Origin of the sequence: Sphaerotilus sp. (assembly GCF_013299175.1) — a bacterium.
Lineage (GTDB): Bacteria > Pseudomonadota > Gammaproteobacteria > Burkholderiales > Burkholderiaceae_C > Sphaerotilus.
The window spans coordinates 1-21,625 of sequence record NZ_JAAFKF010000071.1 but is presented as its reverse complement, the minus strand read 5'-3'; the positions used below and the strand labels follow the sequence as shown (position 1 = coordinate 21,625).

18 protein-coding genes are annotated in these 21,625 nt (G+C 69.0%); 8 read left to right on the top strand and 10 right to left on the bottom strand.

Features of this window, described 5'->3' with window-relative positions; translation table 11 throughout:
- Both queA and QZW52_RS12885 read left to right on the top strand, forming a co-directional pair.
- The coding region (gene queA / locus QZW52_RS12890; RefSeq protein WP_293999454.1) for a tRNA preQ1(34) S-adenosylmethionine ribosyltransferase-isomerase QueA at nucleotides 1-1,046 on the top strand (1,046 nt) is incomplete at its 5' end.
- Nucleotides 1,043-3,430: an ATP-binding response regulator gene (locus QZW52_RS12885; RefSeq protein ID WP_293999451.1), complete on the top strand. Its 2,388-nt coding sequence runs from the start codon at nucleotides 1,043-1,045 to the stop codon at nucleotides 3,428-3,430. The genes queA and QZW52_RS12885, both read left to right, overlap by 4 nt.
- On the opposite strand, the gene QZW52_RS12880 is transcribed toward QZW52_RS12885, so the two are convergent.
- From QZW52_RS12880 to QZW52_RS12870, 3 genes are all read right to left on the bottom strand, one after another.
- On the bottom strand, nucleotides 3,431-4,471 hold the full coding sequence (locus QZW52_RS12880) for a hypothetical protein (RefSeq protein ID WP_293999448.1): 1,041 nt from the start codon (nucleotides 4,469-4,471) through the stop codon (nucleotides 3,431-3,433).
- Between the two features lie 3 nt (nucleotides 4,472-4,474).
- Nucleotides 4,475-6,085 (bottom strand): hypothetical protein, encoded by a 1,611-nt coding sequence (locus QZW52_RS12875; protein WP_293999446.1) that lies wholly within the window; start codon nucleotides 6,083-6,085, stop codon nucleotides 4,475-4,477.
- Between the two features lie 102 nt (nucleotides 6,086-6,187).
- A complete protein-coding gene (locus QZW52_RS12870) occupies nucleotides 6,188-6,868 on the bottom strand; it encodes a hypothetical protein (protein WP_293999443.1) in 681 nt (226 codons plus the stop codon).
- 235 nt (nucleotides 6,869-7,103) lie between these two features.
- Between QZW52_RS12870 and QZW52_RS12865 the strand changes: the two genes are divergently transcribed.
- The 4 genes from QZW52_RS12865 (at nucleotide 7,104) to QZW52_RS12850 (ending at nucleotide 12,285) form a co-directional block, all read left to right on the top strand.
- Complete coding sequence (locus QZW52_RS12865; RefSeq protein WP_293999441.1) at nucleotides 7,104-8,489, top strand: sigma-54-dependent transcriptional regulator; 1,386 nt, start codon at nucleotides 7,104-7,106, stop codon at nucleotides 8,487-8,489.
- A gap of 7 nt (nucleotides 8,490-8,496) precedes the next feature.
- On the top strand, nucleotides 8,497-10,443 hold the full coding sequence (locus QZW52_RS12860; RefSeq protein ID WP_293999437.1) for a sensor histidine kinase: 1,947 nt from the start codon (nucleotides 8,497-8,499) through the stop codon (nucleotides 10,441-10,443).
- 88 nt (nucleotides 10,444-10,531) lie between these two features.
- A complete protein-coding gene (locus QZW52_RS12855) occupies nucleotides 10,532-11,680 on the top strand; it encodes an AAA family ATPase (RefSeq protein WP_293999434.1) in 1,149 nt (382 codons plus the stop codon).
- Complete coding sequence (locus QZW52_RS12850) at nucleotides 11,680-12,285, top strand: hypothetical protein (protein WP_293999431.1); 606 nt, start codon at nucleotides 11,680-11,682, stop codon at nucleotides 12,283-12,285. The genes QZW52_RS12855 and QZW52_RS12850 overlap by 1 nt, the downstream gene beginning before the upstream one ends.
- Nucleotides 12,286-12,310: 25 nt before the next feature.
- On the opposite strand, the gene QZW52_RS12845 is transcribed toward QZW52_RS12850, so the two are convergent.
- From QZW52_RS12845 to QZW52_RS12820, 6 genes are read right to left on the bottom strand one after another with little or no spacing between them, the layout of a single operon-like run.
- Nucleotides 12,311-13,258, bottom strand: coding sequence for a branched-chain amino acid ABC transporter permease (locus tag QZW52_RS12845; RefSeq protein ID WP_293999428.1), 948 nt, complete (start codon nucleotides 13,256-13,258; stop codon nucleotides 12,311-12,313).
- A 29-nt stretch (nucleotides 13,259-13,287) separates the two neighbouring features.
- Nucleotides 13,288-14,172 carry a branched-chain amino acid ABC transporter permease gene (locus tag QZW52_RS12840; RefSeq protein WP_293999425.1) on the bottom strand — a complete coding sequence of 295 codons (885 nt, stop codon included), beginning with the start codon at nucleotides 14,170-14,172 and terminating at the stop codon, nucleotides 13,288-13,290.
- Nucleotides 14,173-14,203: 31 nt separating this feature from the next.
- Nucleotides 14,204-15,427 carry an ABC transporter substrate-binding protein gene (locus QZW52_RS12835; protein ID WP_434738334.1) on the bottom strand — a complete coding sequence of 408 codons (1,224 nt, stop codon included), beginning with the start codon at nucleotides 15,425-15,427 and terminating at the stop codon, nucleotides 14,204-14,206.
- Between the two features lie 59 nt (nucleotides 15,428-15,486).
- Nucleotides 15,487-16,227 (bottom strand): ABC transporter ATP-binding protein, encoded by a 741-nt coding sequence (locus QZW52_RS12830; RefSeq protein ID WP_293999422.1) that lies wholly within the window; start codon nucleotides 16,225-16,227, stop codon nucleotides 15,487-15,489.
- Nucleotides 16,224-16,985 carry an ABC transporter ATP-binding protein gene (locus QZW52_RS12825; protein WP_293999419.1) on the bottom strand — a complete coding sequence of 254 codons (762 nt, stop codon included), beginning with the start codon at nucleotides 16,983-16,985 and terminating at the stop codon, nucleotides 16,224-16,226. Before QZW52_RS12825 ends, QZW52_RS12830 begins: the two co-directional genes overlap by 4 nt.
- A 9-nt stretch (nucleotides 16,986-16,994) precedes the next feature.
- Nucleotides 16,995-18,635 (bottom strand): acyl-CoA synthetase, encoded by a 1,641-nt coding sequence (locus QZW52_RS12820; protein WP_293999457.1) that lies wholly within the window; start codon nucleotides 18,633-18,635, stop codon nucleotides 16,995-16,997.
- Between the two features lie 129 nt (nucleotides 18,636-18,764).
- Here QZW52_RS12820 and QZW52_RS12815 point away from each other — a divergent pair, with 129 nt between their 5' ends.
- Nucleotides 18,765-20,411: a PAS-domain containing protein gene (locus QZW52_RS12815; RefSeq protein ID WP_293999416.1), complete on the top strand. Its 1,647-nt coding sequence runs from the start codon at nucleotides 18,765-18,767 to the stop codon at nucleotides 20,409-20,411.
- A complete protein-coding gene (locus tag QZW52_RS12810) occupies nucleotides 20,408-21,115 on the top strand; it encodes a response regulator transcription factor (RefSeq protein ID WP_293999412.1) in 708 nt (235 codons plus the stop codon). The genes QZW52_RS12815 and QZW52_RS12810 overlap by 4 nt, the downstream gene beginning before the upstream one ends.
- 135 nt (nucleotides 21,116-21,250) lie before the next feature.
- Here the strand turns inward: QZW52_RS12810 and QZW52_RS12805 are convergent.
- A partial coding sequence (locus tag QZW52_RS12805; RefSeq protein ID WP_293999410.1) for a formate dehydrogenase accessory sulfurtransferase FdhD occupies nucleotides 21,251-21,625 on the bottom strand: 375 nt, incomplete at its 5' end.

The window sequence follows — 21,625 nt, the reverse complement described above, 5'->3', positions numbered from 1 at the left end:
TCGCCGACTTCGATTTCGACCTCCCGCCCGCGCTGATCGCCCAGCACCCCGCCGCCGAACGCAGCGCCTCCCGGCTGCTCGACGGCCGCACGCTGCCCGCCGTCGAGCGCGTGTTCCGCGAACTGCCGGCGCTGCTGGAGCCCGGCGACCTGCTGGTCTTCAACGACACCAAGGTGATCCGCGCCCGGCTCCACGGCGCCAAGGACACGGGCGGCTCGGTCGAGGCGCTGGTCGAGCGTGTCCTGCCCGGCGCGGCGGACGGGCGCCATGAAGTCTGGGCACACCTGCGCGCCAGCAAATCGCCGAAGGCGGGGCAGACGGTGCATTTTCGTGACGCGGCCGGCGCCACGTTCGCGGCGGAAGTGCTCGGGCGCTGCGGGCCGGAAAACGGGCTGTTCCACCTGCGCTTGCCGGGGGACGCGCTCGCGCTGCTGGAGCAGTTCGGCCACATCCCGCTGCCACCCTACATCACGCACGCGGACGACGCCGACGACGCCCGCCGCTACCAGACCGTCTTCGCCCGCCACCCTGGCGCCGTCGCCGCGCCGACCGCTGCGCTGCACTTCGACGAGGGCGTACTCGCGGCGCTGGACGCACGGGGCATTGGCCGGGCCAGCGTCACGCTGCACGTCGGCGCCGGCACCTTCCAGCCGGTGCGCGTGGACGCCATTGCCGAACACAAGATGCACAGCGAATGGTTCGACGTGCCGCAAGCCACCGTGGACGCCATTGCCGCCACCCGCGCCCGCGGCGGCCGGATCGTCGCGGTCGGCACCACCACGCTGCGCTCGCTCGAATCCGCGGCACTCGGTGGCACGCTGCAGGCCGGCGCCCGCGAGACCGACATCTTCATCACGCCGGGCTTCGAGTTCCGCGTCGTCGATCGGCTGGTGACGAACTTCCACCTGCCGCGCAGCACGCTGATGATGCTGGTCAGCGCCTTCGCCGGGTACGACACGATCCGCACGCTGTACGCCGAGGCCATCGAACGCCAGATGCGCTTCTTCAGCTATGGCGACGCGATGCTGTTGCAGCGGCAACCGTGAAAGCCGCGGCCACCCGCTGCACTGCGGCGGCCCTGCGTGGGCTGCTGGGGCTGCTCGTGGGGTGGTGTGCGCCAGCCTGGGCACAGGAGCCGCCGCCCGAGCGCCCGGCGGCTGCGGCAACAGCCGCCCCGATCGCGACCGCCGTGGAGCTGAAGGAGGCGCTCTTTGCCCGCGACGCCCACGCGGCACCGCTGCCCGTGCCGCTGCCCGACACCTGGAGCGCCCGCGGCCTGGACGACACCGGCATCGGCCACTACCGCGCCCGCATCACGCTCGCCGCCGCGCCCACCACCATGTGGGCACTGTGTCTGGCGCGGCTCAGCGAGGTCCACGAGGTGCGCCTGAACGGCTGGCTGGTGAGCGGCGCGGCACTGGACCGGATCGACCCCGCCGTGGCGGGCGGGCAGCCCACGATGCAGTGGATCAGCGTGCCGCCCCACCTGCTGCGCGCCGGGGTCAACCACCTGGAGCTGTCGGCCGCCTACAGCCGCCGCGGCGGGCTGTCCACCGTGGTGCTCGGCCCGGCCGACGCGATGGCCGAGGACTACCTCACCCGGCTGCGGCTGTCGGTGATGCTGCCGATCTGGCTGAACGTGGCCGGCGCGGCACTGGCGGTGTTCATGCTGCTCATCTGGTGGCGCCGGCGCAGCGAGGCCCTGCTGGGCGGATTCGGGACGCTGTGGGTGCTGATCGCGGCGTGCAACATCGCGCACTACAACATGGTGGACGGCGCCTCGCTGCTGGCGGTGGCGACCGTGTACGCGCTGCAGTTGGTCGCCGGCGCGCTGTTGTGCCGCACCGCGATGGCGCTGACCGGACAGCGCCACCCGATCGCGGCAGGCGTCTTGCAGGTCAGCACGGTGGTGCTGCTGGCGATGGTGGTCTGGGGCTGGATGACGGACACGCTGGAGGAGGTGCGCGCGGTCAGTTATCCGATGCTGTTCATCGGCGTGGCGCTGTCGCTGGTGCCGCTGTGGCAGGAAACCCGCCGCCTGCGTCCTCCCCTGCGCTGGGCGCTGGTGGCGGCGGTGGTGCTGTCGATGCTGTCCGGCCTGCACGACTACGTGAACTGGCGCGGCATGACCTCGGTGATGGACGCCTACTGGCTGCCCTACGCGCTGCCGGTGTCGCTGGCCATCGTGGGCGGGGTGCTGATCAAGCGGCTGGTGGGCGCGCTGCACCAGGTGGAGCAGCTCAACGCCGACCTGGAGCGCCGTGTCGTCGAGCGCACCGAGGCGCTGCAGCAGGCCAACCAGGCCAAGACCCGTTTTCTCACCGCCGCCAGCCACGACCTGCGCCAGCCGGTGGTGACGATCGGGTTGCTGATCGACCTGCTGCGCGAACAGGTGCCGATCGCGCTGCGGCCAATGACGGACCGGGTGAACGAGGCGGTGTCGTCGATGGAGGAGCTGCTCAAGGGCCTGCTCGACCTGTCACGCCTGGAGGCTGGCACGATGCGCCCGCGGGTGCAGACCGTGGCACTGCAGCCGCTGTTCGACGCCATCGCCAGCCACGACGGCGAGACCGCTCGCCGCAAGGGCATCCGGCTGCACTTTCGCCCGACGTCCGAAGCGGTGCTGTCCGACCCGGTGATGCTGGAGCAGATCCTGCGCAATCTGGTCAGCAACGCGGTGCGCTACACCGAGCGCGGCGGCGTGCTGGTGGGGGCGCGGCGCTGTGGGGGCACCGCACTGCGCATCGAAGTCTGGGACACCGGCCACGGCATCCCGGTGGCCCACCAGCACACGGTGTTCGAGGAGTTCGTGCAGCTCGCCGACCAGCACAGCGACCGCCCGGTGGCGCGCCAGTTCGGCCACGGCAGCGGCAGCGGCGACGGCAGCCGGGGACTCGGGCTGGGTCTGTCGATCGTGCAGCGCAGCGCGGCCCTGCTCGGCCACCGGCTGCACCTGCGCTCGCGGGTGAACCACGGGAGCTGCTTCTCGATCACCGCGCCGCGCACGCAGTCGCACCTGCCGCCCCTGGCCAGCCTGATCGGCGACCAGCGCCCGCTCAAGGGTCTGCGCCTGACGGTGGTGGAGGATGAGCCGGCCGTACAAGCCGCCTTGCGGGCACGGCTGGAGGCGTGGGGGGCCACTGTCGAGACCCACGATGGACTCGTGCCGCTGCGGCACCGGCTGGCCTCCCGGCCGCGGGGCCATGCGGGCATCGATCTGCTGATCACCGACCACCGGTTGCGCGGCGCCACCGGCATCGAGGTGATCGAGGCGGTGCGCCGCTACGGCGGGCCGGTTCCGGTGCTGGTCATCACGGGCGACACCGCGCCCGACGATCTGGCGCTGATGGCAGCCAGCGGCTTGCAGGTGCTGCACAAGCCCTTCCGGGCCGATGCCCTGCTCGCGGCGATCACGCACGCGCTGGTCTGATCAGAACTGCGCCTGCAACCCCGCCGACACCGACACGACACGGCGCCCGGCGCTGCTGGAGCGCGTGTTGTGGAGCATGGGCACTTCGCCCAGCATCTGCCGGTGCAGGTATTGCCCGCGCAGCACCACCGACAGCGCCGGAGTCAGGCTGCGGACCAGCTCGCTGGCCAGGCGGACGCTGCGGGTGCGGGACTCGTCCTGCCCGCTGCGTTGCCACTGCTGCAGCTCGCCGCCCAGCGCCAGCCGCCAGGGTGCCGCCGCCCAGTGCAGGGCGGCGCCCGCGTGGCCGTAGACAGCGTGGTAGCGCGTTTCCTGGAGCACATCGACCGCCAGGAGTTGCCGGGGCACGCTGACGAGGAGGGCATCGGGGCAGCCCGCCATCGGCTGCGCGGTCAGGCGCTGCTCACCGAACTGGAGCTGGTAAGCACAGCCCGAGATCACCGCCTTGCCGCTGACCACCGAGCGCGTGACCGCGCTGGTGCCGACCCCGGCAAAACCGCTGACCGCCCAGCGGGGATCGGCCAGCGCCGTACGCCCGATGAGGTCCATCTGCCACTGCAGGTCGCGCGGCTGGACCAGCTCCATCTCGGTGAGCCGGGCCTTGAGTCCGCTGACCTTGAGCGTGCTGTTCGTGCTCTGCAGCAGATGGTCTGACTGGTCGCCCCAGGCACCCAGCCGGATCGCCCAGCGCGTGGTGTCGCCTGCGCCGAGGGTGCCGAGCGCGAGCTGCACCGCCGTGTGCCAGCTCTGCACCCGGTAGTCGCCGCGCGGGTCGTGCAGCGCGCGCACGTCACCCCCCAGCTCGAACGACCATGGCCCCGTGACCAGGCCGATGCGAGCGGCCGAGGTCTGCCCGACGTGGCGGTCGAGTCCGATGGCGTCGAGCAGGGGCTGGGTCATGTCGGCCGTGACCTCGGCGGTCCACCGCGCAGCGCCCGGTGCCTTGTCACCGACATCGAGCAAGGCATCGAGTGGCGCTGCACCCGCGAGTCCGGCCATGCCGCCGAGCGCGGTGGCGACAGCCAAGGTGAGCGCCCGCATGGGTCAGAACGTGACAAGACCAGAGACGGCCACGCCACTCACCTTCTTGGCCACCGCATCGCTGCCCGGCACCTTGACGGCCACCTTGCCCAACGCCAGGCGGGTGCCGTCGGCGTGGCGGAAGTCCATCTCCGAGACAACGACCCGCATCCGGAAGGTGCCCGTCTCGTGGAGCACCTTGTCGATCAGGGAGGCGTTGTCCGGGAAGTGCTTGTGCATCCCGCTGGCGAGCTTTTGCAGGTCGATGCCCAGACCGCCGGCGGTGTTGGCGAGCAGCGGCGTGCCGACGCCCTGCAGCGGCGCGCTGCCCGTGCCAATCTCGATGCCGGAGGCGGTGTGCAGGTACAGGTGCAGCTTGGCATCGCTGCGGATGGCTGCGCTCACCGTGCCATTGGTGTTGCGGGTGAGCACCACCTTGTCGATGGCGCCCTGCATCATGCCGCCCGTGCTGGTGTTCTCGATCTCCAGCGCCAGCGCGACCACGGCGCCGTTGCGCGGCAGCCCCAGCACCGTGCTCTCCAGCGGCAGCAGGACATGGCCCAGCGTCGCGAGGGTCTGGCCCTGCAGGCGCATCCCGCTGGCGAACTGTGCCAGCGTGTCATGGAACGGCTCGCCCGTCACCGGTGCGACGGTGACGGCATCGCCCTGGATGGAGACGTACTGCGCCTTGCTCAGCTCGACCGTGTTGCGGACCTTGGCGCTGCCTTCGCTGACCTGGGTGTCATTGTCCAGGTCCGTGTCGCCCACGATGTGGACGGCGGCACTGTTGCCCAGGTCGTCGCGTGCATCGGCCAGCGACGTGCGTTTCTTGATGTTGCCCGCCAGCGTGGTGATGCCCGTCGTGGCCAGTGCCTTGGCATTGCCCAGCGCCTTGTCGGTCCAGACCGCGCCGCCGGTGCTGTTCCTGTTGCCGGCCACAAGGCCCGCATCGGCCGTGGCGGCGATCAGCTCGGACAGCTCGGTGTCGGTCCCGAACGCGGTACTGGTGCTGGCACGGGTGTGCATGTGCCTGGCCATCGCCATGGCCGATGCCTTGAAGGCGGCCGACGCATCGCCGCCAGCCGCAGCGACGATGTCCGAGATGTCGTTGAGGATCTTGGCGATGGCCGCGGCGGTCGTGGCGCGGGTGCTGTCCTTGGTCGGATCGAAGGTGGTGACATCGATGCCCGCCAGGCCCAGCTTGGCCAGCACGGCCTGGAACTCCGCATCGCTCAGGCCGCTGAGCGCCTGCATGGTCGTGAACGGCGACACCACCGCACTGCCCGCCTTGGCGCGGTACTGGCCTTTCGGTGCCTTGAGCGTGGACAGGTCATAGCCGGTGCCCGCCACCGACACGATCGAGGCAAAGCACGCCTTGTCGAAGGTGTACTGGCCGCTGGCATCGGTGGTGGCGCTGGATTCACCGGCGTCGAGCACGCCGTTCTCGTTGCCATCGCAGAACACCGTGCCGCCGACGATCAGGTCGTCCACCAGCACGCCGCTCAGGGCGTTGGCGGAAGGGGTGGGCGTGCCGGCGTCCGGGGCCGTGGAGGGAGTGGTGTCGCCGCCGCCACCACAGGCAGACAGGCCCAGTGCGAGGACGATGGAAGCAGAAAGCAGACGGAGTGGGGGCATGGCGGAATCCAAAGTGGGGGGTGTCCGTGACTATCACCGCCCACGGCGGAAACCTTTCTACACAGAACCGCCACGCTCTGGCCGCTGTTCAACGCTTCAACGCTACAGCGTCCGGGCGCGGCTGCCCACCAGCGCAATCAGGTCCGCCAGCTTCGCGCCGGAACTGCGCATGGACTCGGCCAGCGCGTCCAGCACCTTGTCGTGGGCGTTGCCCCGCTGCACGGCCGAGGCAGCAACCAGCGGCTGGCCCAGCACGTCGCTGATCGGCGCCGGGTTCACGCCCATCCGCTGGAGCACGCCGGCCACCGACACCTGGGCCTTGGCGATGTTGGCCGGAGTGACCGTGGCACCCAGCGTGCGGGCGGTCGCCTGGGCCATGAAGACCGATGGCGCGGTGCCGGCCAGTTGGGCCACGAGCAGCTCGGTCAGGGTCGTGATGTGCGCGGTCACGGCCGGCGTGTCGGCGCCGCCACGGGCGACCGAATGCAAGGTCCAGATCCCATCGGCCGACACGGCTTGCAGCACGCAGGGCAAGGCGCTGGCCTCCACCTCCAGCGTGTAGGCACCGCTGGACCCGCTCGTCGCCGACACGAGCGGACCCGACCCGCAGCGGGCCAGCACCTTGGCCTCCACCAGCGCCGCGCCCCGCGCCACGACGCCGCTGATCCGCACCGGCACGGCGGGTTCGACCACACCGGCGCTGCTCTGCGCCGATCCCCCGCCACCACAGGCCATCAGCACCAGCACGCTGCCCACCCCCACCAGCCACCCGATCGGTTTCATTTCTCTGCACTCCCGGCTGCATCCGTGCAAGAAAGCACGGCCTTGGTTCACGAACTGGAGCGCAGGATGCAGAGCCGGCTCCGGCGCGGCAACCGTTCATTCGGAAGGGGACGGGCGGTGGTTTTGCCGGTTGCGCCGGGGATTGCCGGATCGGCAGGGTGGTGGACAGGCAGCGCCCCGGAAGCCGGGGGGACAGGGCCACGCTGCTACAGTCGCCCGCGACACGAGACCCCCCATGCACGACACCCACTGGCCCCACGGCGCCGCGCTGATCGTCGATGACGAACCCGGCATGCGCCACTTCCTCGACAAGGCGCTGGCCCCGCGCTTCGGCCAGGTCCACACCGCCGGCAGCGCCGAAGACGGCCAGACCCTCGTCCGCGCCCACCGCTACGACCTCGTCATCCTCGACATCACCCTGCCCGGCAAGAGCGGCCTGGTCTGGCTGCGCGAGCTGCGCGAACAGGGCTACGGCGGCGAGGTGGTGCTGATCACCGCGTTCGCCGATCTGGACGTGGCGATCGAGGCGCTGCGGGCCGGGGCGTCCGACTTCATCCTCAAGCCGTTCCGGCTGGCGCAGATCCTCAACGCCGTGCAGCAGAGCATGGAACGCTCGCGCCTGACCCGCGAGAACTACCTGCTGCGCCGCTCGCTGCAGTCGCCACAACCGGCCGAGCTGCCGCTGGTCGGCCAGTCGCTGGCGATGCGCCGGCTGGGCGATGCGCTGGCGCGGGTGGCGCAGGTCCACAGCCCGGTGCTGCTGCTGGGCGAGTCCGGCACCGGCAAGGAACTCGCCGCGCAGGCCCTCCACGACCGCAGCCCCCGCGCCGCCGGGCCATTCGTCCACATGCACTGCAGCGGCCTGTCCCCCGAGCGGCTGGAGAGCGAGCTGTTCGGCCACGCGCCCGGCGCATTCCCCGGCGTCCCCGGCGCGGCACAGGCCCGCGACGGCCTGTTCCACTACGCGCAAGGGGGCACGCTCTTCCTCGACGAAGTCGCGGAGCTGCCGCTGTCGGTACAGGCCAGCCTGCTGCGGGTGCTGGAGGAACGCCAGGTGCGGCCGGTGGGCAGCCAGCAGAAATGCCCGGTCGATGTCCGCATCGTCGCGGCCAGCCAGCGCGACCTCGCCCAGGAGGTCGCCGCCGGCCGTTTTCGCGCCGATCTGTACTACCGGCTGCAGGTGGTGGAGATCGCCCTGCCCCCGCTGCGCGCACACAAGCACGACCTCGGGCTGCTGTTTGCGCATTTCGTGCGGCTGCTCGCGCCACAACTCGGCGCCGCGCCGCTGGCCCTGAGCGACGAGGAACTCGCCTACCTGCGCCAGTACGACTGGCCCGGCAACGTGCGCGAGCTGCGCAACTTCGTCGAACGCTCGCTGATCCTTGGCAAGCTCAATGTCACGGCCCTCTACCAGGCACCCGAACCGGCCGTGCAGCCGGAACCAGGTCACGGCAGCACGGACTCGCCCGCCACGACGACCGACCTGCAGACGCTGGAGAAGCAGCACATCCTGCGCGTGCTCGCCTCGGTGGACGGCGACAAGGGGCGCGCGGCGGAGCTGCTGGGCATCTCGCGGCGCACGCTGGAGCGGCGCGTGGCGGAATGGGCCACAGCCGCCTGAAACGGTGATGACGCACTCGATCCGCAACCGGCTGCTCGCGCTCACGCTGGTGCCGCTGCTGGGCGTGTTGCCGCTGCTCGGGCTGATCCTGCTGCTGTGGGGCAACACGGCGATCGACGGCCTGCTGATCAGCAAGATCCGCAGCGATCTGGCCGTCGCGCAGGGCTACTTCGACCGTGTGCTGGCCGAGGTCGGCAGTGGCACGCAGGCGGTGGCCGCGTCCTACCGGCTGCAGCGCGCCCTGGCCACGGCGCCGCCCGAACGCGGCGCCGCACTCGACGGCCTGCTGACCCAGGCGCAGCAGGAGCACGGCCTGGATTTCCTGCAACTGCTGCCGCCGGACGCGGTCGGGGTGGCGGGCAACAGCACCTCGGTGGCCGTGCTGCCCGCGGCGCAGTTGGACGCGCTGTCGCCAGGGCTGGCCGAACAATCCCGCATCACGCTGGTGGCCACCGAAGGCGCGGCCACCACCGACCGCACCACCGAAGACCGCGGCCTCGTCCTCGTCGCCCACGCGCGCGTCACCGGCGCGGCGGGCGAGACGGTCGGCTGGCTGCGCGGCGGCGTGCTGCTGAACCGCAACCTCGGCTTCATCGACCACATCAACGAGATCGTCTACCCCACCGGCTCGCTCGCCTTCGGCAGCCAGGGCACGGCCACGCTCTTCCTCGACGACGTGCGCGTCAGCACCAACGTGCGGCTGTTCGGCGACCCGGCGGCGGAGCGGGCGATCGGCACGCGCGTGTCGGCGGTGGTGCGTGAAGCGGTGCTCGGGCGTGGCGAGACGTGGCTGGACCGGGCGTTTGTGGTCAAGGACTGGTATGTCTCGGGCTACCTGCCGCTGGCGGACGCGGGCGGGCGGCGGGTCGGGATGCTGTATGTCGGCTTCCTGGAAAAACCGTTCGTGGCGGTGAAATACGCGGTGCTGGCGGGCATCGGGGCGGTGTTCTTCGCGGTGATGCTGCTGGCGGCGTGGTGGTCGCTGCGGGCAGCGGGGCGCATTTTCCGGCCGCTGGAGCGCATGACCGAGACGATGCGCCGGGTCGAATCCGGCGAGGCCACCGCCCGCGTCGGCCAGGTCACGCCCGCAGACGAGATCGGCCGGCTGGCGACGACGCTGGACCACCTGCTCGACGTGGTGGACGACAAGACCCGCGCCCTGCAGCACTGGGGCGACGCGCTGGACCACAAGGTGGCCGCACGCACTGCCGAGCTGGAGTCCGCGCAGCAGCAGCTCGTGCGCAGCGAAAAGCTCGCCGCCATCGGCCAGCTCACCGCCAGCATCGCCCACGAGATCAACAACCCGATCGCGGTGATCCAGGGCAACCTCGACCTGCTGCGCCTGACGCTGGGCGACGGCGCAGCACCGGTGCGCGACGAGATCCGCCTGATCGACGCACAGGTGGAGCGGATGCGGCTGATCGTCACGCAACTGCTGCAGTACGCACGGCCGAACGAGTACGCCGGTTATGTCGAGCGGCTGGACGCGGCCGAGGTGGTGCGCGACAGCCTGGTGCTGGTGCGGCACCTGCTGGAGCGCGAGCGGGTGCGGCTGGACAACCGCTGCGTGCCGGGGACCACGGCGGCGGTGGCGATCAACCGGCAGGAACTGCAGCAGGTGCTCATCAACCTGATGGTGAATGCCGTGCAGGCGATGGCAGGGGACCATGGCAGGGCCGACCGGGAGCGGGTGCTGACGCTGGCGATGCGCGACACGGGCGATGGCGCAGTCTGCATCGACGTGGCCGACACCGGGCCGGGGCTGGACGAGGCGGCGCGGGCGGCGCTGTTCCAGCCCTTCTTCACCACCAAGCGGGATGGGAACGGGCTGGGGCTGTGGATCAGCCAGGGCCTGCTGGAGCGGTATGGGGGCGCGCTGCACGTAGTGAACCGGGCGGCGAACGGTGGCTGGGGTGCGGTATTCACCATTGAACTACCGGTCGGCATGCCGTGAATGCCTCTCGGGATCGCACACGAACTCGTTGAAAATAGGTTTCACCCGGCTCACACGCCACCCTCCCCTGATCAAACGGCAAAACGAAATGCAGATCACCCGCCTGAGGCTGAAGAACTGGCGCAACTTCCGGACCCTGGACATTCCACTGCGGGATGTGACCTACCTGCTCGGCCCCAATGCGTCGGGCAAGTCCAATCTGCTCGATGTATTCCGTTTCCTGCGCGACATCGGCAAGGCCAAGGGGGGTGGATTGCAGACCGCTGTGGCGGATCGAGGTGGCATCAGCAAGCTGCGCTGCCTGCACGCCCGCAATGACAACGAAGTCCTGATCGACGTCGAGCTGGGAACGTCACCGGACGCGCCCTGCCAGTGGCGCTACGTGCTCGGCTTCAAACCCGAGGGCAAGGGCGCGCAGCGCATCCTGATCTCCAGCGAAGAGGTCTGGCAGGGCGAGACCCGCCTGTTCAGCCGACCCGACAAGACCGATCGCCTCGACGCCATGCTGCTGACGCAGACACGGCTGGAGCAGATCGGCGCCAATGCCCAGTTCCGTGAACTGGCGGACTTCTTCGGCGCCACTGTCTATCTGCATCTGGTCCCGCAACTGCTGAAGTTCTCCGACAGGATTGGCGGCCAGCGGCTGGAGGACGACCCCTTCGGCCAGGGTTTCCTGGAACACCTGGCCAAGACCAACGAACGAACCCGCACCGCCCGGCTGACGAAGATCAGCAAGGCCCTGGCACTGGCCGTTCCTCAGTTCAAGGAACTTCGCTTCAAGAAGGACGAGATGGGACACCCCCATCTCGAAGCCCTGTATGCGCACCACCGGCCCAACGCCGGCTGGCAATCGGAAGAGCAGTTTTCCGACGGCACGCTGCGCTTGCTGGGCCTGCTGTGGTCCCTGATGGAAAGCCATGCGCTGTTGCTGCTGGAAGAGCCGGAGATCTCGCTGAACGATGCCATCGTCAAGCAGATTCCGCTGATGCTGAGCCGCCTGCAACGCGACAAGAAGGTGCGCGGCCAAATCTTCGTCAGCACGCACAGCGAGGCGCTGCTGAGCAACCCGGGCATCGACGGCCGTGGCGTGATCCTGCTGCAGAGCAGTCCTGACGGTTCGAAGGCCCGTACGCTTGATGAGGACGAGAGCCGCCTGATCATGCAAGGCTTTTCCGTGGCCGAGGTCGTCCTGCCCAAGACAAGGCCGACAGCCGTGGATCAATTGGGACTGTTCTGATGGTCGGGATTGCGATTGCGACCGAGGACGAACTGAGTGAAGCGGTGGTGCAGCGGCTGGTCGCGGACGTGCGGCCAACACTGGAGGTGACCCAGACGCTGCGCCGCAACGGATTCGGCTATCTGCGCTCCCGCATGTCCAACTGGTGCGAACTGGCCCGGTACCAGCCGGTCTTCCTGCTGACGGATCTGGACCGGGTCGCCTGTCCGGTCGAACTGCTGCGGCAGTGGCAAGGCGCACTGGCGATTCCGGCTGATTTGCTGGTGCGGGTCGCCGTCCGGGAAGTGGAAGCCTGGCTGCTAGCGGATCAGCCGGCCATGCGCCTGTTGCTGGGCGCGCGAGGCAAGCTCCCCGTCGAACCAGACGCGCTGCCGGACCCGAAGGCGACCTTGCTGCAATTCGCCGCCCGATACGCGCCACGCGATGTACGTGCCGATCTGGTCCAGCAGAGCGGTGCCATGGCCAGTCAGGGCATCGGCTACAACGCCCGGTTGATCCGGTGGGTGCAGAACGACTGGGAACCCACCCGGGCGGCCGAAAGCTCACCCAGCCTGCACCGGGCGCGCATGCGCTTGCAGGAACTGGCCACCAGGATGGCGCCGTGACCACCATCGGGCGATGCCTTCGAATTCAACGGATCCGCTCGCGCAGCGCCTTGAGTTCGCCGACGATGCCGCGCCGGAACGCCAGCACGCAGACCACGAAGATCGCGCCCATGATCACCGTGACCCAGGAGCCGACCTTGTCCGCCAGCTCGTTCTCCAGCGTCACGATGACGGCCGCACCGACGCCGGGGCCGAGGATGGTGCCCAGCCCGCCCAGCAGCGTCATCAGGACCACCTCGCCGGACATGTGCCAATGCACGTCGGTCAGCGACGCGAGCTGGAACACCAGCGCCTTCATCGACCCCGCCAGCCCGGTCATCGCCGCCGAGAGCACGAAGGCGACCAGCTTGTACCGCTCGACCTGGTAGCCCAGCGAGATGGCGCGCGGCTCGTTCTCGCGGATGGCCTTGAGCACCTGCCCGAACGGTGAATGCACCGTGCGGTAGATCAGCGCGAAACCGGCGAAGAACACGGCGAAGACGAAGTAGTACATCGCCAGGTTGTCGCTCAGGTCAATCAGGCCGAACAGCTTGCCGCGCGGCACGCCCTGCAGCCCGTCCTCGCCGCCCGTGAACGGCAGTTGCAGCGCGAGGAAGAACACGAGCTGCGCCAGCGCCAGCGTGATCATCGCGAAGTAGATGCCGGCGCGGCGGATCGCCACCCAGCCGAACACGGCGCCCAGACCCGCGCCGACCAGCGTGCCGGCCAGCAGCCCGAGTTCAGGCGGCCAGCCCGCTTCCTTGACCAGCCAGGCGCAGACATACGCCGCGCCGCCGAAGAAGGCGGCGTGGCCGAACGACAGCAGCCCGGCAAAGCCCAGCAGCAGGTTGAAGGCACTGGCGAACAGCGCGAAGCACAGCAACTTCATCAGGAAGGTCGGGTACGCCACGAAGGGCGCGACCAGACCGACCGCCAGGAGCAGGCCGAACATCAGACCGGCCTGGGATTTCGAGGAGGAGACAACGGGTTTCATGGGGTTGGTGCCTTTGCGACTCTGTGGCTTCACGCCTGCTTGCCAAACAGACCCGCCGGGCGCAGCAGCAGCACCACGACCATGATCACGAAGATCACCACCGCCGACGCCTCGGGGTAGACCACCTTGGTCAGCCCTTCGATGACGCCCAGCCCCAGCCCGGTGACGATGGAGCCGAGGATCGACCCCATGCCGCCGATCACCACCACCGCGAACACGACGATGATCAGGTTCGAGCCCATCAGCGGATTGACCTGCACCACCGGCGCGGCCAGCACCCCGGCAAACGCCGCCAGCGCGACCCCGGCGCCGTAGGTCAAGGTGACCAGCACCGGCACGTTGATGCCGAGCGCCTGCACCAGCTCGGGCCGCTCGGTGGCGGCACGCAGCGTGGCGCCGAGCCGGGTGCGCTCGATCAGGTACCAGGTGATGGCGCACACGCTGAGCGCCGCGACCACGACCCAGCCGCGGTACAGCGGCATGAACATGAAGCCCAGGTCCACGCCGCCCTGCAGGAGTTCCGGCACCGGGTAGCTCTGGCCCGAACTGCCGTAGAGGTTGCGGAACACGCCCTCGCCGATCAGCGCCAGCCCGAAGGTCAGCAGCAGGCCGTAGAGGTGATCCAGCTTGTAGAGGTGCTTGAGCAGCAGCCGCTCGATCAGGATGCCCAGCGCGCCGACCACCAGCGGCGACACGACCAGCGCCGCCCAGTAGTTCAGGCCGACGTATTCCAGCCCGAGCCACGCGACGAAGGCGCCGATCATGTACAGCGCGCCGTGCGAGAAGTTGATGATGTTGAGCAGGCCGAAGATGACCGCCAGCCCCAGGCTGAGCACGGCGTAGAACGAGCCGTTGATCAGCCCGAGCAGCAACTGGCCGAACAGCGCCTGGGAGGAGATGCCGAAGAGTTCCATCGTGGCCTGCCTTTCCTGTGATCGCCCGGGCTTACTTCTTGGCGATCAGCGGGCACTTCGACGCCGACAGCGGCTGGAACGCCTCGGCCGCCGGGATCGTGGCGCGCACGTTGTAGTAGTCCCACGGCGTGGTGGACTCGGCCGGCTTCTTGACCTGCAGCAGGTACATGTCGTGGACCATGCGGCCGTCTTCGCGGATGGTGCCGTTCTTGGCGAAGAAGTCGTTGATCGGCGTCTTCTTCATCTGGGCCATGACCTTGGCGGTGTCGTCGGTGCCCGCGGCCTTGACCGCCTTCAGGTAGTGCATGACGGACGAATACTGGCCCGCCTGGATCATCGTCGGCATGCGCTTGTGCGCTTCGAAGAACCGCTTGGACCAGGCGCGGGTCTCGTCGTTGAGGTTCCAGTAGAAGCCTTCGGTCAGGTACATCGACTGCGTGGCCTTCAGGCCGAGCGAATGCACGTCGGTGATGAACATCAGCAGGCCGGCGAGCTGCTGCTTCGGGGTGATGCCGAACTCGGCGGCCTGCTTGATCGAGTTGATCGTGTCGCCGCCCGCGTTGGCAAGACCAATGATCTGCGCGCCCGACGATTGGGCCTTCAGCAGGAACGACGAGAAGTCCGAGCCGGGGAACGGGTGGCGCACGGCGCCGACGACCTCGCCGCCGTTGGCCTTGACCACGTCGGTCGCGTCCTTCTCCAGCGAATGGCCGAAGGCGTAGTCGGCGGTCAGGAAGAACCACTTCTTGCCGCCGCCCTTGGTCACTGCCTTGGCCGTGCCGTTGGCCACCGCGTAGGTGTCATAGGTCCAGTGGACGGTGACATCGTTGCAGTCTTCGTTGGTGATGCGGGTCGAGGCAGCGCCCGAGACCAGCGCGATCTTGTTCTTTTCCTTGGCGATCTTCTGCACGGCCAGCGCGACCGAGGTCGTCACCAGCTCGGAGACCACGTCCACCTTGCCTTGCTCGAACCACTCGCGGGCCTTGTTGGCGGCGATGTCGCCCTTGTTCTGGTGGTCGGCGGAGACGATCTCGATCTTGAACGAGGGCTTTTCCTTGGCGTTGAAGTCGTCGATCGCCATCTGGGTGGCGATGACGGTGCCCTTGCCAGCCACGTCCGAGTAGGTGCCCGACAGGTCGGTCAGCACGCCGATCTTGACAACGCCGTCAGAGACCTGGGCCGAGGCGGCGCCCATGGTGACGAGGGCGAGGCCGACGGCCTGGAACAGGGTTTTGAGTGCAGGTTGGAAGGTCATGGTTGTCTCCTGAGGGGATCGCGGTGTGGTTTCGGGGTACGGGAAATTCGGACAGCGACTCAGACGCCGAGCATCTGGTGCAGCATCTCGGTCTGCGACGGCAGCGCTTCCTTGGTCACGGTCGCGACGATGGCGCCGTGTTCGAGCACGATGTGGCGGTCGGCCAGCGGCGCGGCGAAGCGGAAGTTCTGTTCGATCAGCAGGATCGTGTAGCCGCGTGACTTCAGCAGCCGCAGCACCTCGCCAAGCTTCTTGACGATCACGGGCGCGAGACCTTCGGTGATCTCGTCGAGCAGCAGCAGCTTGGCGCCGGTCCTGAGAATCCGCGCCATCGCCAGCATCTGCTGCTCGCCACCCGACAGCCGCATGCCGGGACTGTGGCGGCGCTCGTGCAGGTTGGGGAACAGCGCGTAGATCTCGTCCAGCGTCATGCCGCCGGAGGCGACCTGCGGCGGCAGCATCAGGTTTTCCTCGGTGGTCAGGCCGGAGAAGATGCCGCGCTCTTCGGGGCAGAAGCCGATGCCCAGCCGCGCGATGCGGTGCGGCGCCATCGCGGTGATGTCGGTGCCGTTGAACATGATCTTGCCGGTGCGGCGGCCGACGAGTCCGAGGATGGACTTCATCGTCGTGCTGCGGCCGGCGCCGTTGCGGCCGAGCAGCGTGACGAGTTCACCCTTGTGGACCGTCAGGTCGATGCCGTGCAGGATGTGCGACTCGCCGTAGAAGGCGTGCAGGTCGGTGATGCGCAGCAGCTCGCCGCCGGGCTGGGAGGCGCTGGCGCCCGAGGGGATGGCCGTCATGCTTCGACTCCGACATAGGCTTCGAGGACACGCGGGTCTTTCGACACCACCGCATACGGCCCCTCCGCCAGGATCTGCCCGCGCTGCAGCACGGTGATGCGGTCGCACAGCGTCTCGACCACCGACAGGTTGTGCTCGACCATCAGGATGGTGCGGCTCTTCGAGACCTTGCGGATCAGCGCGGCGATGCGGTCCACGTCCTCGTGGCCCATGCCCTGCGTCGGCTCGTCCAGCAGCATCAGCTCCGGGTCCAGCGCCAGCGTGGTGGCGATCTCCAGCGCCCGCTTGCGGCCGTAGGGCATCTCGGCGGTGACGGTGTTGACGTACTCGCCCAGGTCCACCGACTCCAGCAGCTCGACCGCCCGGTCGTTGAGCGAGTTCAGCGTGTTCTCGGACTTCCAGAAGTGGAAGGAGTTGCCCACCTTGCGCTGCAGCGCCACGCGCACGTTTTCCAGCACGGTCAGGTGCGGAAACGTCGCCGAGATCTGGAACGAGCGGATCACGCCGCGCCGGGCGATCTGCGCCGGCTCCTCGCGGGAGATGTCGGTGCCGTTGAAGGTGATGGTGCCGCGGGTGGGCTGCAGGAACTTGGTCAGCAGGTTGAAGACCGTCGTCTTGCCGGCGCCGTTGGGGCCGATCAACGCATGGATGTGGCCGCGCTGGACGTTCAGGTTCACGTCTTGCACGGCGGCGAAGCCCTTGAACTCCTTGGTCAGACCGACGGTCTGCAGGATGAACTCGGAGGTGTTCGATGTCATGGGGTTCCTTCAGCCGATCGCCGAGGCCGAGCGCATCTGCTCGCGCAGCATGAATTTCTGGATCTTGCCGGTGGACGTTTTCGGCAGCACCCCGAAGAGCACCCGCTTGGGAACTTTGAAGCGCGCCATGCCCAGCCGGCAGTGCTCGATGATATCGGCTTCCGTGACATCCGCACCCTCCCGGACCTCCAGGAAGGCACACGGCACCTCGCCCCACTTCGGGTCCGGCGCGGCGACGACGGCGGCGACCAGCACGGCCGGGTGGCGGTACAGCACCTCCTCGACCTCGACGCTGGAGATGTTCTCGCCGCCGGAGATGATGATGTCCTTGCTGCGGTCCTTGATCTTGACGTAGCCGTCCGGGTCCATCACGGCGAGATCGCCGGTGTGGAACCAGCCGCCGCGGAAGGCTTCAGCCGTCGCGTCGGGGTTCTTCAGGTAGCCCTTCATCACCACGTTGCCGCGGAAGAAGATCTCGCCCATCGTCTCGCCGTCGGCCGGCACGGGCAGCAGCGTCTCGGGGTCGAGCACGGCGATGGCTTCCTGCATCGCGTGCGCCACGCCCTGGCGCGCATTCAGCCGGGCGCGTTCGCCGATCGGCAGCTCCGCCCATTCTTCCTGCTTGGCGCAAACCGCCGCCGGGCCGTAGACCTCGGTCAGGCCGTAGACGTGGGTGATGTCGAAGCCGATGCGCTCGCAGCCTTCGATGATCGCGGCCGGCGGTGCGGCCCCGGCGATCAGGCCGTTCACCGTGTGCGTGATGCCGGCGCGCAGCGACTCCGATGCATTGATCAGCAGCCCGTAGACGATCGGCGCGCCGCACAGGTGGGTGACGTGGTGCGCGCGGATCAGCGGGAAGATCAGCGTCGGATCGATCCGGCGCAGGCAGACGCTGGTGCCGGCCTGCAACGCCATCGTCCACGGGAAGCACCAGCCGTTGCAGTGGAACATCGGCAGCGTCCACAGGTAGACCGCATGGCGCGGCATGGCCCAGGTCACCACGTTCGACACCGCGTTCAGGTAGGCGCCGCGGTGGTGCGTGACGACGCCCTTCGGGTTGCCGGTGGTGCCGCTGGTGTAGTTCAGCGCGATGGCGTCCCACTCGTCGCCGGGCAGCGCCCAGACAAATTCGGGGTCGCCTTCTTTCAGGAATTCGTCGTATTCCTTCTCGCCGAGGAACACGCCTGCGTCGTATTCGGCGTCCGCCACGTCGATCACCAGCGGTCGGGGGCCGGTCATCAGCGCCAGCGCCCGCTTGACCGTGGACGAAAACTCGCGGTCGGTGAACAGCACCTTGGCTTCGGCGTGGTCGAGCTGGAAGGCGATGGCTTCCGGGTCGAGCCGGGTGTTGAGCGTGTTGAGCACGGCGCCGGACATCGGCACGCCGAAGTGGCATTCGACCATCGCTGGCGTGTTCGGCAGCATCGCCGCCACCGTGTCGCCGACCTGCACGCCGCGGCGCTGCAAGGCACTCGCGAGCTGGCGGCAGCGGGTGTAGGTCTGGCCCCAGGTCTGGCGCAGCGCGCCATGGACCACGGCGACCCGGTTCGGATAGACGTGCGCCGTGCGTTCCAGAAAACTCAGCGGGCTCAGGGCGACGTGGTTGGCGCTGTTGCGCTCCAGGCCCTGGTCATAGGCGTTCGCTCGCATGTGCATGTCTCGGCGTCTCCATCGGTCGGAATCCGATGATCGGCCGTGACTTTTGCAGCACCTCGGAGCGAATGTATCGAATGTTTGCGTCCTGACGCCGGGCGGATGGTGGCTCCTAGAATGGTCCGCATGCACCCTGCCGACACCCCCGAGTCCCTGCGCGAACAGCAGCGCCACGAGCTGCTCCAGGCGGGGCTGGACCTGCTCGACCAGGGCATCACGGTGTTCGACGCCGACCTGCGCATGGTGGCCTGGAACCAGGCGTTCCTGCGCCTGCTGGACTTCCCGCCCGCGCTGGCCCATGTCGGCTCGCCCTTCGAGTCGTTCATCCGCTTCAACGCCGAGCGGGGGGAATACGGCCCCGGCGCGGTCGATGGGCTGGTGGCCGAGCGGCTGCACCAGGCCCGTGCTTTCCAGTCGCACGCCACCGAGCGCCACCGGCCCAACGGCCAGATCCTGGCGGTGCGCGGCGAGCCACTGCCGCACGACGGCTTCGTCACGCTCTACACCGACATCACCGCCCAGCGCCGCTACGAGCAGCTCATCCGCGAGCAGAACACCGAGCTGGAGCACCGTGTCGCCGAACGCACGGCCGAACTGCAGCGCAGCAACGACCAGCTCCAGGCCGCGCAGGCCACCCACGCCCACACCCAGAAGATGGAGGCCGTGGTCCAGCTCACCGGCGGTCTCGCGCACGACTTCAACAACATGCTCGCGGTGATGATCGGCAATCTGGCCGCCCTGCGCGACCGCCACCCCGGCGATCCGGATCTGGCCGAATTCCTCACCCCGGCCCTGAAGGCGGCCCACAGCGGTGCGACCCTGATCCGCCGCCTGCTGGCCTTCGCGCGCCAGCAGCCACTCGTGGCGGCTCCGGTCGAGGTGGACACCCTCATCAGCGACGCGGTGCAACTGCTGCGCCGCTCGTTGCCGGACACCGTGCGCGTGGTCACGGCGGCAGCCGGCGGCGCCCCGGTGCTGGCCTGGACCGATGCCCACCAGTTGGAGAATGCCCTGGTCAATCTGGCCCTCAACGCCCGGGACGCGATGCCCGATGGGGGCGAGCTGCGCATCGAGGCCCGGCCCGTCCGGCTCGACGCATGGGCCGCCGCCGCCGTCGAGGTCGCACCGGGCGACTACGTGCAGATCACCGTGTCGGACACCGGCATCGGCATGGACAGCAGCACCCAGGTCCGGGTGTTCGAACCCTTCTTCACCACCAAACGCTTCGGCAGTGGCAGCGGGCTGGGCTTGTCGATGGTCTACGGGTTTGCCAAACAATCCGGTGGCGGTGTGGCCCTGCACAGCCGCCCTGGCCAGGGCACCGTCGTCCGTCTGGTCCTGCCCCAGACCGGCAGCGCCACCCCCGCGCACCGACTCGCCGACCCACCGGATCTCGTCGCCCCCACGCCACGCCGGCCGCTGGTGCTGCTGGTCGAGGACAACGGCGAGCTGCGCCGCGTCATCCGGCTGCAGCTCGTCGGCATGGGCTACCCGGTGATCGAAGCCGGCAGCGGCGGCGAGGCGCTCAAGCTGCTGCAGACCGTGCCCGACATCGGCCTGCTGATTTCCGACATCGTCATGCCCGGCCCGATCGACGGCCGCGAGCTGTGCCAGCGCACCAGCCTGAGCCACCCTGGCCTGCACAAGCTGCTCATCAGCGGTTATGCCGACGAGCGGCCGGCGCCGTGGCCGTTGCTGCGCAAACCGTTTTCGAGCAGCGAGCTGGGCGATGCGCTCGACCAGCTCGACACCCCGGTGAACAAGCGGCCATGAGCGCACGGATCTTCATCGTCGAAGACAACCCGGAGGTCGCCCGGCTGCTCCACACCGTGCTGCACGACTTCGGCTTCGACACCACCGTCTGCCGCAACGCGGCGGAGCTGCGCCAGCAACTGCGCGTCGGCAAGCCGGACCTGTGCATCATCGACCTCGGCCTGCCCGACGCCGACGGCATGGACCTGGTGCAGGAACTCCAGCGCCGCCACGACTGCGGGCTGCTGATCCTCACGGGCCGCGCCTACCTGGGCGACCGGGTGATGGGGCTGGAGCTGGGCGCGGACGACTATGTGACCAAGCCCTTCGAGCCGCGCGAGCTGGTGGCCCGCGTGCGCAGCATCCTGCGGCGGCGCGGGGGCACGGGCAGCCTCCCCCACGACGAACGCCGCCCCGCCGAAGCGCATTTCAGCGGCTGGGTCTTCCACCCCGACACCAACACCCTGCGCGGCCACGGCCAGCAGGAATGGACCCTCAGCTCCGGCGAGGCCAAGCTGCTCTGCACCTTCCTGCAGCGCCCGAACCGCATCCTGGCCCGCGAGCAGATCTGCGGCGATCCGGACCTCTCGCCGCTGGACCGCAGCATCGACGTGCGGATCTCGCGCCTGCGGCGCAAGCTCGAAGTCGATGCCCAGAACCCGAAGCTGATCCGCACCGTCTATGGCGCGGGCTACCTGTTCGCCAGCGAAGTCACCTGGGCGTGAACTCCTCCCCCCAGCGGGGGGAGGTTGGGAGGGGGGCTTCGGAGTCAACGGACATTTCGGTACCGGTCGCCCCCCTCCCCAACCCTCCCCCCGCTGGGGGGAGGGAGCCATGCGCGGGTTCTTTCAGGGGACCAGTCACCGCACCCGCTCCACGTGGGTATAGACCGTCGCCCGATCGCCGCGCACGAAGCCGGCCAGCGTCATGCCCGCCGCCTCGGCCGTGCGCACCGCCAGCCCGGTCGGCGCTGACACGGCCGCGAGCAAGCCCACGCCCGCGCTCGCCGTCTTGAAGACCATCTCGTAACTGGCCCGGCTGGTCACGGCGATGAAGCCATCGGCCGGATCGACCTCGGCCAGCGCCATGGCACCGATGAGCTTGTCGAGCGCGTTGTGGCGGCCCACGTCCTCGCGCACCAGCCGCACGGCGCCGTCCAGCCCGCACCACGCCGCCGCGTGCGTTGCACCCGTCGCCTGGGACAGCGTCTGGTGCGCCGGCATCTCGGCCATCGC

What these genes read in the sequence shown, in the direction of transcription:
- QZW52_RS12845 (WP_293999428.1), bottom strand. Translation starts at nt 13,258, where the DNA reads ATGAAACCCGTTGTCTCCTCCTCGAAATCCCAGGCCGGTCTGATGTTC.
- QZW52_RS12850 (WP_293999431.1), top strand. Translation starts at nt 11,680, where the DNA reads ATGGTCGGGATTGCGATTGCGACCGAGGACGAACTGAGTGAAGCGGTG.
- QZW52_RS12855 (WP_293999434.1), top strand. Translation starts at nt 10,532, where the DNA reads ATGCAGATCACCCGCCTGAGGCTGAAGAACTGGCGCAACTTCCGGACC.
- QZW52_RS12830 (WP_293999422.1), bottom strand. Translation starts at nt 16,227, where the DNA reads ATGACGGCCATCCCCTCGGGCGCCAGCGCCTCCCAGCCCGGCGGCGAG.
- QZW52_RS12860 (WP_293999437.1), top strand. Translation starts at nt 8,497, where the DNA reads ATGACGCACTCGATCCGCAACCGGCTGCTCGCGCTCACGCTGGTGCCG.
- QZW52_RS12865 (WP_293999441.1), top strand. Translation starts at nt 7,104, where the DNA reads ATGCACGACACCCACTGGCCCCACGGCGCCGCGCTGATCGTCGATGAC.
- QZW52_RS12815 (WP_293999416.1), top strand. Translation starts at nt 18,765, where the DNA reads ATGCACCCTGCCGACACCCCCGAGTCCCTGCGCGAACAGCAGCGCCAC.
- QZW52_RS12835 (WP_434738334.1), bottom strand. Translation starts at nt 15,427, where the DNA reads ATGACCTTCCAACCTGCACTCAAAACCCTGTTCCAGGCCGTCGGCCTC.
- QZW52_RS12880 (WP_293999448.1), bottom strand. Translation starts at nt 4,471, where the DNA reads ATGCGGGCGCTCACCTTGGCTGTCGCCACCGCGCTCGGCGGCATGGCC.
- QZW52_RS12825 (WP_293999419.1), bottom strand. Translation starts at nt 16,985, where the DNA reads ATGACATCGAACACCTCCGAGTTCATCCTGCAGACCGTCGGTCTGACC.
- QZW52_RS12840 (WP_293999425.1), bottom strand. Translation starts at nt 14,172, where the DNA reads ATGGAACTCTTCGGCATCTCCTCCCAGGCGCTGTTCGGCCAGTTGCTG.
- QZW52_RS12870 (WP_293999443.1), bottom strand. Translation starts at nt 6,868, where the DNA reads ATGAAACCGATCGGGTGGCTGGTGGGGGTGGGCAGCGTGCTGGTGCTG.
- QZW52_RS12820 (WP_293999457.1), bottom strand. Translation starts at nt 18,635, where the DNA reads ATGCGAGCGAACGCCTATGACCAGGGCCTGGAGCGCAACAGCGCCAAC.
- QZW52_RS12875 (WP_293999446.1), bottom strand. Translation starts at nt 6,085, where the DNA reads ATGCCCCCACTCCGTCTGCTTTCTGCTTCCATCGTCCTCGCACTGGGC.
- QZW52_RS12810 (WP_293999412.1), top strand. Translation starts at nt 20,408, where the DNA reads ATGAGCGCACGGATCTTCATCGTCGAAGACAACCCGGAGGTCGCCCGG.